A 12,426-nucleotide genomic window follows, 5' to 3' on the forward strand; every position below is an offset into this window, starting at 1 on the left:
GCTGTTCGCCCATGTTGCTAACGCCGCGGCTTATGCACGGGCAACCCGTCGCAATCAAGTGGTTCGGGCTGCGGCATGCTGGATCAGGTCGAAGGTGTTGCCGTAAGGATCCGTAAAGACGGCGACCGTGCCGTAAACCTCATGCCTGGGCTCCTCCAGAAAGCGCACACCGGCGCCGAGCATCGCGGCATAATCGCGGGCGAAATCGTCGGTCTTCAGGAAGAAGCCGACGCGGCCACCCGTCTGATTGCCAATCGCCGCGCGCTGCGTCTGGTTTGCCGCCTGCGCCAGCAGAAAGGCTGCGCCATCCCCGCCTTTCGGCTTCACGACCACCCAGCGTTTGCCCTCCGGCTGGGGCTCGTCCTGAAGGCAATCGAAACCGAGGGTGCCGCAATAGAAACCTTTGGCGCGGTCGTAATCGTCAACGACGAGCGTGACGAGAAAAAGAGACTGGACAGTCATGTGATCTCCCATGTTTGGATGTTTATTCCATCTAGAACGCGAAGGATGCTCATTTTTAAGCCGAATTGATCAGCGTCCTTAGTTCAAATTGAGTATAAAATTTCACAGAAAAGCTTTTATTGAACTGAAAATCCTCTCCGCACACTGGCGACCCGTCAGTCGCCAGGCCAACCGCCCGGAGGGGACCATGCAGAACACCCGTTTGCTCGTCATGGCAGGCCTTTTCGCCCTACAATCCGCAACCGACGCCGTCGGTCAAGACAGCAAGAGACCGGCCGTTCATCTTCCCAAGCATGAAACGCGACTCGCCTATGCGGTTCAGACCGTCAGCGTGCGCGCCGGCTGTTTTCCAGAGCGCCTGCGAGCGATCCTCTCGCATATCGCCGCAAAGACCGGACGCCGCCCGATCGTTACCTCCGGCCTACGGCCACATCCCCGCCGTCATGGCTCCCTGCATGGAAAATGCCTGGCGGCCGATATCCGGGTGCCGGGCCTCTCGGAACGAACCATCATTGCTGCCGCCAAGACAGCTCCAGGCATCGGCGGCATCGGCAGCTACTGCAACGGCATCATTCATGTCGATGTCGGCCCGCAACGGCGATGGGTCGATTGCTAAGCGCGAGAGCAAGGTTTGCGAGGGGTGTGCCACGGCGGTCAGGTTTGCGCCGGCTACTTTTGCCCCTCACCCTAACCCTCCCCGTAAACGGGGCGAGGGGACGTGCCTATGAGAGGCCTGAGAGAGGCGCGGCGGCGCGGCAAGTCCCTTCTCCCCGTCAGAACGGGGAGAAGGTGGCGGCAGCCGGATGAGGGGCTTTCTCGGCAATCAACTAGCTTTGTGCATCCTTCGCCGGCACCGGCTTGCGGTTCAGGTTGCGCCGAATCATGCCGAGGTCGGCTCCGCCGATCAGGAAGGCGGCGGCAAAATAGATGAGCATTGCGATTGCGATCAGCAGCCCCAGCGTACCGACCTTGGTCAGAAGCGGCGCGCCGGAGGCGAGCCACGGCGCCCAATATTGCTTGAGGAAGACGATTGCCGCGCCCATGACGGCCGAGGCGACGATCAGCAGGGCGGCGCGTTTTGCCAGCGCCCATTCCCAGATCAGATGGCCGCGGCGCAAAAGCGTGGTGAACAGCAAAAGCGTGCTGATCCAGCCGGCGGTGGCTTCGGCGACGGCGATGCCGGGCGCGCCCATAAAGGGGAAGAGGGTCAGCGCCGTCGCGCAGTTGGTCCCCACTGCGATCGCCGAGAAGCGCATCGGCGTCTTGGTGTCCTCGCGGGCATAAAAGCCCGGCTGCAGCGCCTTGATCAACACAAACGCGGGCAGGCCGATGCCGTAGATCGCCAGGATCGAGCCGACGACGGCGGTGTTTTCCTGATGAAAGGCGCCACGTTCGTAGAGCACGCGGATGATTTCGTCGGAGAGGATCCAGAGCGCGAAAGCGGCGGGGATGGTCAGGAACAGCACGAATTCGATCGAGCGGTTCTGCAGGTTTGCCGCTTCGCGCAGCGCTCCGCCCTTCAGCGCCCGGGCAAGCTCCGGCAGCAGCACCACGCCGACGGCGACGCCGACGACGCCGAGCGGCAGCTGATAGATGCGGTCGGCATACTGTAGCGCCGCAATCGCGCCGTCGCGGGAGGAGGCGATCGCCTGGCCGATCAGCTGGTTGATCTGAGTGATGCCGCCTGTCACGGCGGCGGGCACCGCAAGGATCAGCAGCCGCTGGACATTCGCAGTCATCTTCGGGAAGCGCAGGCCGATGCTCATGCCAGCTGCCAGCACGCCGACATAGACGACGGCGAGTTGCAGCACGCCGGCGGCAAGAACGCCCCAGGAGAGATACCAGGCCGTCGCGAGCGGATCGGCGCCGGTATAGAGCGAGTAAAACAGCGCTCCGATCATCACCACGTTGAGGAAGACGGGGGCGATGGCGGCGGCGAAGAAATGATGCAGCGAATTCAGCATGCCGCTCATCATCGCCGTCAGCGACATGCACATCAGATAGGGAAACATCACGGCCGCCATGCGGATCGTGATCGAGAATTTCTCGGCATCGTCGGCAAAGCCCGGCGCGATGATGAAGCGCACCAAGAGCGGCATGGCAAGCTCCATCACGATGGTGATGAGGAGCAGCACCGAAAACAATACGCCGAAGACTTCTTCCGAAAAGCGCTTGGCGCCATCCGTGCCGTTCGCCTCAATCTCTTTGGCAAAGAGCGGCACGAAAGCGGCGTTGAAGGCGCCTTCGGCAAACAGCCGGCGGAAGAGGTTCGGAAAACGGAAGGCGGCGTAGAAGACGTCGGCCATCGGCCCGGTGCCGAGCGCCGCTGCCATCAGCGTTTCACGGGCGAAGCCGAAGATGCGGCTGCCGAGAGTGGCGCCGCCGACGGTCGCGAATTTCTTGACGAGGCTCATGCTTTGGGGCTCATGCGGGGGAATCGGCTTTCTTTTCGGCTGCGGGCGATGTTCGGGTGGCGGCGGGCGCGATGATGCCGGAGGGCATGCGCTCGCGCAGCTCGTCCTGCTCCTCCGCCATCACGGCCTTCATGCGGGCGGTGATATTGGCGCGCTTGCTGTCGCCCGATATCTTCTGACCCACGAGGTCGGTGACGTAGAAGGTGTCGATTACCTTCTCGCCGAAGGTGGTGATGCGCGCCGACTGGATATCGAGCGACAGATCGGAGAGCACGGCAGTGATCTCCGACAGCAGGCCCGGCCGGTCGAGGCATTCGACCTCGATGACCGTGAACTTGTTCGACAGGCTGTTGGTAATGTTGACCGAAGGCGGAATGTCGAAAGCCTTGCTTTTCTTGCGGTTACGCGTGCGCGTGGCGATGACCTCGGGCAGGCGCTTGCGGCCGGACAGCACGTTCTCGATCATCCTCCCGATCGTGCCGGCGCGGCGCAGTTCGTCGGCATCATCGGCAAATTCGCGGCTGACATGGATCGTATCGAGCGCCCGTCCGTCCGAGGTCGTGAAGATCTGCGCGTCGACGATGTTGGCGCCGGCCGCAGCACAGGCCCCGGCAATGACGGCGAGCAGCCGGGGGTGGTCGGGCGACAGCACGGTGATCTCAGTGATGGCGTGGAAACTGTCGGTGCGCACCATCGTGGCTAGCGCTTGCCCCGCCTTGTCGGCCTGGCGGATGAAATCGGCGTGGCGGAGCTGGTCTTCCAACGGCACCGAGAGCAGGTATGGCTGGTAATGCAGCTTGGTATAGGTGTTGCGGTCCTTCTGGCTCCAGTCGGATAGGGCGCCGCGCAACGCCTCGGCGGCGGCATGGGCCCGCTCCTTGCGGGACACCTCCGAAAAGCCGCCGGCCAGCAGCAGCTCGGTCTCGTAATAGAGCGTGCGCAGAAGCTGGCCCTTCCAGCCGTTCCAGACGCCCGGGCCCACGGCGCGAATGTCGCAGATCGTCAGGATCAGAAGCATCTTCAGCCGGTCGAGCGACTGTACGCGGTCGGCAAAATCGATAATGGTCTTGCGATCGGTGAGGTCGCGGGTCTGCGCCACCATCGACATCGTCAGATGTTCCTCAATCAGCCAGACCACGAGTTCCGTCTGCTTCTGCGAGAGGCCGAAGCGGGCGCAGAGCTTGCGGGCGACGCGGGCGCCGGCAATCGAATGATCCTCCTGGCGGCCCTTAGCGATGTCATGGAGGAGAACGGCGAGATAGAGCGCCTCGCGGTCCTCGATTCCCGAGATCAGCTTGTTGGCGAGCGGATGCAGGTCCTCCGCTCGTGAATTGTCGATCTCCGAGAGAACTTCGACGGTGCGGATCAGATGCTCATCGACCGTATAATGATGATACATATTGAACTGCATCATCGCGACGATCTTGCCGAAATCGGGGATGAAACGGCCAAGCACGCCGGCCTCGTTCATCCGGCGCAGGATCAGCGCAGGGTCACGTTTCGACGTCAGGATCGACATGAAGAGACGGTTTGCCTCGTCGTTTTCCCTTAAGCTGTTGTCGATCAGGGCGAGTGAGCGGGTGACGCGTTTCAGCGCATCCGGATGGAATTCCAGCCCGGTGATGTCGGCGACGTGGAAGAGCCTGAGGATGCTGACCGGATCGCGCTTGAAGACATCGGCGTCGGCAAGAGCGATGCGGCCGCGGTCTTCGACGAATTCTACGCTGCCGGCAATCTTGCGGGTGCGATGGGTAAAGCGACTGATGACGCCGGTGAGACCCGGGATCGACTTCGCCTGCTGGTCTTCGAGTGCGGCGCACAGAATGCGCGTGAGATCGCCGACATCCTTGGCCACGAGGAAATAGTGTTTCATGAAGCGCTCGACCGCCGAAAGGCCAGGGCGGGTGTGATAGCCGAATGCCTCGGCGATCTCGCGCTGAATGTCGAAGGACAGACGTTCCTCGGCCTTGCCCGTCAGGAAGTGCATATGGCAGCGCACCGCCCAGAGAAAATCATCCGCCTTCTGCAGAAGGCGATATTCGTGTTTCGACAGAACGCCGAGCTTGATCAGCTCCGCCTGGTCGCGCACGTGGTAGTAATATTTCGAGATCCAGAACAGCGTGTGCAGGTCGCGAAGCCCGCCCTTGCCTTCCTTGACGTTCGGCTCGACGAGGTAACGCGTGTCGCCCGCCTTGCGGTGGCGCTCGTCGCGTTCTGCTAGTTTGGCGGCGATGAATTCAGGCCCGGTTCCAGTGACGATCTCCTTGTCGAAACGGGCTTCGAGCTCGGTTTCCAGCCGCTGCAGGCCGCAAATATAACGCATCTCGAGGATCGCGGTACGGATCGTCATGTCCGACCTGGAAAGCGCGATGCATTCCTCCACCGTGCGGGTGGCGTGGCCGACCTTGAAGCCCATGTCCCAGAGCACGTAGAGCATGAATTCGACCGCCTTGTGCGTCTCCTCCGCCGGCCGCGGCGGGAAGAGGAAGAGCAGGTCGATATCGGAGCCCGGCGCCAGCGTGTCGCGGCCATAGCCGCCGACGGCGGTGACCGCGAATTTGTCCTTCTGCAGCGGAAAGATATGGGTGGTGGCGAAATTATAGAGGACACTGATGATCTGGTCTTGCAGCCAGGAAATCCGATAGGCGCAATTGAGACCGCTTCCGTCGGCGGCAAGGGCCGCGCGCGCCTTCTGCCGGCCGTCCGTGCTCGCCCTTTTCAGAGCCGCGAGAAGATCGGCGCGCATGATGTCGGGTCGGTTTCGATTGGCTTCGGCAACGGCTTCACACTGCTTCTGCAAGAGCTCGGCGTCGAGGATCTCCGAGAAATCGAGGTTGCGCGTCGCGCTCACAGGGGCGGTTTCCTGTTCATGCCGGGCTGCCTGATTGGGGCTCGCCTCACGTTTCGTCTGCATGCGCTATAACCTCTTTGCCCGGCGATTGACACGGGCCTTCATACTGCAAGAACCTTTAAATTTGGCGAAATGGTGTTGCCAATGCTGCGATGCGGGACGCTCTGCCGCAAACCTTCCGTAAAGTCTCAGTCTGCGGCCTGCGCATGCAGCGAATACAGCACCTGCCGGGTCTCGCGCTGGATCTCCTCGAGCGTCGCCCTGTCGCACTCGCGGTAGCCCGCCTTGGCAATCGACGTTCCGAGTTCGGATATCATAGCGCAGGAGCGGGTGATTTTCAGCAGGCCGATCGGCGATGTCCAGCCGCGGGCGTTGCGATCTTTGTCGGCGCGCCGCATCGTGTCGAGCATGGAGCAGATGAGCGAGAGGCGCTCGGTTTCGCGAACCAGCTTCTCCATGAACATGGACTGCGCTCCTATTTCAGCTTTTTCTTGAGATCGTAAAGCGCATCCAGCGCCTCGCGCGGCGTCATGTCGTCGAGGCTCATCGCCTTCAGCGCCTCCTCGACCTTCGATGGGCCGCGAGAAATGTCTTCTCGCCTCACCGCCACCTGGAAGAGCGGCAGATCGTCGATCAGCTGGCTCGCCGGGTTCTTGCGGTCGGCATCTTCGAGGCGGGTGAGCACGTCGCGGGCCCGCGCCACGACCGAGGCCGGAAGCCCGGCGAGGCGAGCGACCTGGATGCCGTAGGAACGATCGGCCGCACCCGGCCCGACCTCGTGGAGAAAGATGACATCGCCGTCCCATTCCTTGACGCGCATCGTGGCGTTCGATAGCCGGCCAAGCTTTTCCGACAGCACGGTCAGCTCGTGGAAATGCGTGGCGAAGAGGCCGCGGCAGCGATTGGCCTCATGCAGGTGCTCGACGGCGGCCCAGGCGATCGACAGACCGTCGAAGGTGGCGGTGCCGCGGCCGATTTCGTCGAGGATGACGAGGGAGCGGTCGCTCGCCTGGTTGAGAATGGCAGCCGTTTCCACCATCTCGACCATGAAGGTGGAGCGTCCGCGCGCCAGATCGTCGGAGGCGCCGACGCGCGAGAACAGACGGTCGACGACGCCGATATGGGCCGATGTCGCCGGCACGAAGGAGCCCATCTGCGCCAGGATCGCGATCAAGGCGTTCTGGCGCAGGAAGGTCGATTTGCCGCCCATGTTCGGGCCGGTCAGCAGCCAGATCGCCCCATCCTTGTCGCCGGTCTTCGGCGACAGATCGCAATTGTTGGCGACGAAGGGGCCGCCCGCCTGCCGGCGCAGCGCCTGTTCGACGACCGGATGGCGCCCGCCTTCGATCGCAAACATTTTCGAGCCGTCGACCTGCGGTCGGCAATAGGCCTGCTCTTCGGCAAGCAGCGCCAGGCCTGAGGCGACGTCGATCACGGCAAGCGCCCGCGCACCGGATTTGATCGCTTCGGCTTCAGCGACCACGGCCGTCGTCATCCTGTCGAAGGCGTCGAGTTCGATCGTCAGCGCTCGGTCTGCGGCGTTGGCGATACGGCTTTCGAGATCGGCAAGCTCGGTGGTGGTGAAGCGCATGGCGCTCGCCATCGTCTGGCGATGGATGAAGCGGGCCTTCGCCTCCGCCGTCTCCGTCATCGGGGCGGCATTGCCGGCGGTCACCTCGATGAAATAGCCGAGGATATTGTTGTGCTTGATCTTCAGCGACCGGATGCCGGTTTCCTCGGCATATTGCAGTTGCAGTCCGGCGATGACGCGGCGTGACTGGTCGCGCAGCGCCCGAACCTCGTCAAGCTCGGCGCTCGCGCCATCGCGCAGGAAACCGCCGTCTCGTTTCAACAGCGGCAATTCATCGGCGAGCGTCTCGGCGAGCAGTTCGTACAGCGGCGCGGGAAGCGCTTTCAGGCCGGACAGCGCCTCGCCGAGCTCATCAGGCAGCATGGCTGTTGCGAGCATCTCCGCAACACCCTTGGCGGCTTGCAGCCCCTGGCGGATCGCAGCGAGATCGCGTGGCCCGCCGCGGTCGAGCGCCAGGCGGGAGAGCGCGCGCGGCATATCGGGCACATGTTTCAGCGTGTCGCGCAGCCTGCCGCAGAGCGAGGGCTCCTCGATCAGGAAGCCGATCGAATCGAGTCGCGCATTGATGCGGGCAGGATCGGTGAGCGGCGACATCAGCCGCTCGGCCAGAAGCCGTGCGCCGCCGCCAGTGACGGTGCGGTCGATCGCCTTCAGGAGCGAACCGTTGCGATCTCCCGACAGAGTTCGGGCAAGCTCCAGATTGGCGCGGGTGGCCGGGTCGATGAACAGCGTTGAAGCGGCGCTTTCCCGCTCGGGCTTGCCAAGCGGCGGCCGCTCGGCGATCTGCGTCTTCTCGACATAGGCGACGGCGGCTGCGGCCGCCGCCAGCTCGGCGCGCGAGAAGCTGCCGAAGCCGTCAAGCGTCGAGACGCCGAAATAGCGTGCGATCCGGCCTTCGGCGCTGGCGCTGTCGAAGAGCACGGAAGGCTGTGGCACCGCCGTGCGGCCAAGCACGTCGAAGACCGGCTTGAGCTCGGCATCGTGGAAGATCGTGTCGGGCAGGATCAATTCGCGCGGATCGATGCGCAGGATATCGGCAAGCAGCCGCGAGGCTTCCGTCTCGGCAAGCCGGAAGACGCCTGTGGAAATATCGATCCAGGCGAGCGCCAGCTGCGGCTCGGCGCCGCCGCGGATGCGGGCAAGCGCCATCAGATAGTTGGATTCCGAGGGTGAAAGCAGCTTCTCCTCGGTGATCGTGCCGGGCGTGACGAGGCGGATCACGTCACGCTTGACGACCGATTTGCCACCGCGTTTTTTCGCTTCGGCCGGATCCTCGATCTGTTCGCAGACGGCCACCCGGAAGCCGAGCGAAATCAGCTTCTGCAGATAGTCGTCGGCCGCATGCACAGGCACGCCGCACATCGGGATATCCTGGCCCATGTGCTGGCCGCGCTTCGTCAGCGTGATGCCGAGCGCGCGGGAGGCTTCCAGCGCATCCTCGAAGAAGAGCTCGTAGAAGTCGCCCATGCGATAGAACAGCAGCGAACCCGGGTTGTTCGCCTTGATCTCGATATATTGCTCCATCATCGGCGTCGCGGAGGCGCGGCTTTCCGCCGTGGCGAGCTCGGCAGCCGAAAAGGCTTCATTCCCAATGTCTATTCGTGCGTTCACGGAGGCGCAGTTTTTCCCAAAAAAACAGGTGCCAACCCTATCCGCGCGCCGCTATAGATGACAACTGCATTTGAGGAAGAGCGAAGCGTCGCCCACAGGACGTTGGAGGATTTATGCCCGATATTGATAAGAAGGACCGGCCGGTGACCTCGGTGACCGATCAGGAGGCGCTCGATTTTCACGCCATGGGCCGCCCCGGCAAGCTGGAGATCAACCCGACCAAGCCGATGGCGACGCAGCGCGACCTCTCGCTTGCCTATTCCCCGGGTGTCGCCGTTCCGGTCAAGGCGATCGCCGCCGATCCGCAGACCGCCTATGACTATACGGCGCGCGGCAACATGGTCGCCGTCATATCAAACGGCACTGCCATCCTCGGTCTCGGCAATCTCGGTGCGCTTGCCTCCAAGCCGGTCATGGAAGGCAAGTCGGTGCTCTTCAAACGGTTTGCCGACGTCGATTCCATCGACCTCGAAATCGATACGGACAATGTCGACGAGTTCATCAACTGCGTCCGCTTCCTCGGCCCCTCCTTCGGCGGCATCAATCTCGAAGATATCAAGGCGCCGGACTGCTTTGTGATCGAGAGCCGGCTACGCGAGCTGATGGACATTCCCGTCTTCCATGACGACCAGCACGGCACGGCGATCATCGCCGCCGCCGGCCTGATCAACGCGCTGGAACTGACCGGCCGCGACCTGAAGACGACGAAGCTCGTCTGCAATGGCGCCGGCGCTGCGGCGATCGCCTGCGTCGAACTCATCAAGGCGATGGGCTTTGCGCCCGAAAACATCATCCTCTGCGATACCAAGGGCGTCATCTACCAGGGCCGCACCGAGGGCATGAATCAGTGGAAATCCGCGCATGCGGCAAAAACCGACGCGCGCACGCTCGAAGAGGCGATGAACGGCGCCGATGTCATTTTCGGGCTGTCGCAGAAAGGCGCCTTCTCGGCCGAGATGATCCGCTCGATGGCCGATCGGCCGATCATCTTCGCCATGGCCAATCCCGATCCCGAGATAACCCCCGAGGAGGTCGCCCGCATCCGCGACGACGCCATCATGGCAACGGGTCGCTCGGACTACCCCAACCAGGTCAACAACGTTCTCGGCTTTCCCTATATCTTCCGCGGCGCCCTCGATGTGCGCGCCTCCACCATCAACGACGCGATGAAGATCGCCGCCGTCAAGGCGCTGGCAAACCTTGCCCGTGAGGACGTGCCGGATGACGTGGTCGCCGCCTACCAGGGCAACCGGCCGCGTTTCGGGCCCCAATACATTATTCCCGTTCCCTTCGATCCGCGCCTGATCTCTGCAATTCCGGTGGCGGTCGCGGAGGCCGCTATCGAAAGCGGCGTCGCCCGCAAGGTCATCACCGACATGGCGGGTTACGCTCGGGAGCTTTCGGCGCGCCGCGATCCGATCGCCTCGACGCTTGCCAGCCTCTACGAACGTGTCCGCCGCCGCCCGAAGCGGATCGTCTTTGCCGAGGCCGAGGAAGAACAGGTGCTGCGCGCCGCCATGTCCTACGCCAACCAGCAGCTCGGCACCGCCGTCCTGCTCGGGCGCGAAGACCTGATCCGTGCGACGGCGGAGCGCGCCGGCATCGATCTTAACCGGCCCGGCCTTGAGATCGTCAATGCCCGTATCTCGACCCGTGTCGAGGCCTATATCGATTATCTCTATGCCCGGCTGCAGCGGCACGGTTATCTCCATCGTGATGCTCAGCGCCTGATCCACAATGACCGTAACCATTTCGCCGCCACCATGGTGGCGCTCGGCGACGCCGACGGCATGGTGACGGGCATCACCCGCAACTATTCCACCGCGCTCGAAGATGTGCGCCGCTGCATCGACGAGAAGCCCGGCCACCGCGTCATCGGCGTGTCGCTGGCGCTCTGCCGCGGCCGCACGGTCTTCGTCGCCGATACGGCGGTGCATGACATGCCGACGGCCGAAGAACTTGCCGATATCGCCGAAGAAGCTGCCGGTCTCGCACGGCGCATGGGGTATCAGCCGCGCGTCGCCATGCTGGCCTATTCCACCTTCGGCCATCCCTCCGGTGAGCGCTCCGAGCGGGTGCGCGAAGCGGTCAAGATCCTCGACCGGCGCCGTGTCGATTTCGAATATGACGGCGAGATGGCGGCCGATGTGGCGCTGAACCGCAAGGTGATGGAGCAATATCCCTTCTGCCGGCTCTCCGGTCCCGCCAACGTCCTCGTCATGCCGGCCTTCCACTCGGCCTCGATCTCGACCAAGATGCTGCAGGAACTCGGTGGCTCCACGGTCATCGGCCCGATCCTCGTCGGCCTCGACAAGCCGGTGCAGATCACCTCGATGGGCGCCAAGGACAGCGACATCGTCAACATGGCGGCGATCGCCGCCTATGGCGGGTCATAAGGCCATCTGCCTGCACAGCGAGATATTCAGTGATCAGGGAGATCGGCGAGATCAGCCCCTCATCCGCCTGCCGGCTCCTTCTCCCCGCTTGCGGGGCGAAGGGATAAGCCGCGACCTCTCCGCCCCATCCACGGCTCGTGCGGCAAGTCCCCTCTCCCCGTCAGAACGGGGAGAGGGTTAGGGTGAGGGGCAGCACTGGCAATCTCTGCTTCGCCTGACTGCAATCAGCTTGCGAAGCGACCGGCGTCGGCGCCGTAGTAGTTCAGGTAGCGGTCGGAAATGCTGGAGATCGGCAGCACGATCAGCACGTCGGTCGTGTTGAAGGCATGATCGATGACGGCGCTGGAGCCGACCATCGCGCCGAGTCTGAGGTAGCCCTTGATCAGCGGCGGCAAGGCCATCAGCGCCCGCTTCGGGTTGACGGCCTCGGCCGGCATCAGATCCATGTTGCGGGCGAGGTGCGGCAGTGCGCCGATGGCCCATTCGTCCTTCGCCAGCACATTGTGGTAGAGGAAGGACAGCGCCAGTGCGTGGCTTTCGAGATAGACGCCGGGGAACGAGGCGCAGCCGAACATGGCGCTCATGCCGTGCTTCAATGCATAAGCCCAATTGCCCTGCCACAGAAGCTCGACGGTGCGTTTGGTTCGGTATTCCGGCAGCACACAGGAGCGTCCGAGTTCCATGAAACGCTTGTCCGGATGCCTGGCGAGGAGGCTCTCGATTTCGAATTCGGAAGCCGAGTAAAAACCGCCATTGGCGATCGCGACATCCTGGCGCAGCAGCCGGTAGGTGCCGACTATCTGGTCTTCCGCATCACCCTCGAGCGAGCGGTCGAGAACGAGAAGATGGTCGCAGAAAGCGTCATAGGCATCGAAATCGCGTTCGCGCCGCATGGCTTCCGGCGGCAGTTGCGCCTTCATTTCTTCGACGAAGACGCGGTAGCGCACGGCCTGGGCCGCATCGATCTCGCGTGCCGTGCGGGCAAGGCGGGTTTCGAGATTACCGATCCGGCCGAGGATCTCGCCGTCTTGCTGCGCAGCCGTCGACGGCCGTGCAGCCTCCGCGGTGACGTCACGATTCAGGATGTCGATGGAGGACATG

Annotated in this window: 8 protein-coding genes; 2 read left to right on the forward strand and 6 right to left on the reverse strand. The window is 63.2% G+C overall.

Going from position 1 to position 12,426, the window contains the following annotated elements; translation table 11 throughout:
- Nucleotides 1-54 precede the first annotated feature (54 nt).
- Complete coding sequence (locus ACQ7C1_RS10570; protein WP_085776726.1) at nt 55-462, reverse strand: VOC family protein; 408 nt, start codon at nt 460-462, stop codon at nt 55-57.
- Nucleotides 463-649: 187 nt separating this feature from the next.
- Here ACQ7C1_RS10570 and ACQ7C1_RS10575 point away from each other — a divergent pair, with 187 nt between their 5' ends.
- On the forward strand, nt 650-1,078 hold the full coding sequence (locus ACQ7C1_RS10575) for a YcbK family protein (RefSeq protein WP_085776727.1): 429 nt from the start codon (nt 650-652) through the stop codon (nt 1,076-1,078).
- 211 nt (nt 1,079-1,289) lie between these two features.
- On the opposite strand, the gene murJ is transcribed toward ACQ7C1_RS10575, so the two are convergent.
- The 4 genes from murJ to mutS all read right to left on the reverse strand — a co-directional run bounded on the left by murJ (nt 1,290) and on the right by mutS (nt 8,929).
- Nucleotides 1,290-2,876, reverse strand: a complete 1,587-nt coding sequence (gene murJ, locus ACQ7C1_RS10580) for a murein biosynthesis integral membrane protein MurJ (RefSeq protein WP_430958229.1) — start codon at nt 2,874-2,876, stop codon at nt 1,290-1,292.
- A gap of 10 nt (nt 2,877-2,886) precedes the next feature.
- Nucleotides 2,887-5,790: a [protein-PII] uridylyltransferase gene (locus ACQ7C1_RS10585; RefSeq protein WP_430958230.1), complete on the reverse strand. Its 2,904-nt coding sequence runs from the start codon at nt 5,788-5,790 to the stop codon at nt 2,887-2,889.
- Between the two features lie 125 nt (nt 5,791-5,915).
- Nucleotides 5,916-6,191, reverse strand: coding sequence for a hypothetical protein (locus ACQ7C1_RS10590; protein ID WP_085776730.1), 276 nt, complete (start codon nt 6,189-6,191; stop codon nt 5,916-5,918).
- 11 nt (nt 6,192-6,202) lie between these two features.
- The gene (gene mutS, locus ACQ7C1_RS10595) at nt 6,203-8,929 is read right to left on the reverse strand and encodes a DNA mismatch repair protein MutS (protein WP_430958231.1); all 2,727 of its coding nucleotides are present in this window, start codon (nt 8,927-8,929) and stop codon (nt 6,203-6,205) included.
- Between the two features lie 113 nt (nt 8,930-9,042).
- Here mutS and ACQ7C1_RS10600 point away from each other — a divergent pair, with 113 nt between their 5' ends.
- On the forward strand, nt 9,043-11,325 hold the full coding sequence (locus ACQ7C1_RS10600) for an NADP-dependent malic enzyme (protein ID WP_430958232.1): 2,283 nt from the start codon (nt 9,043-9,045) through the stop codon (nt 11,323-11,325).
- Nucleotides 11,326-11,549: 224 nt separating this feature from the next.
- Here ACQ7C1_RS10600 and ACQ7C1_RS10605 read toward each other — a convergent pair whose 3' ends face one another.
- Nucleotides 11,550-12,425, reverse strand: a complete 876-nt coding sequence (locus tag ACQ7C1_RS10605) for a GNAT family N-acetyltransferase (protein WP_430958233.1) — start codon at nt 12,423-12,425, stop codon at nt 11,550-11,552.
- Nucleotide 12,426 lies beyond the last annotated feature (1 nt).

This window comes from Rhizobium sp. Nf11,1 (genome assembly GCF_050587665.1).
Lineage (GTDB): Bacteria > Pseudomonadota > Alphaproteobacteria > Rhizobiales > Rhizobiaceae > Rhizobium.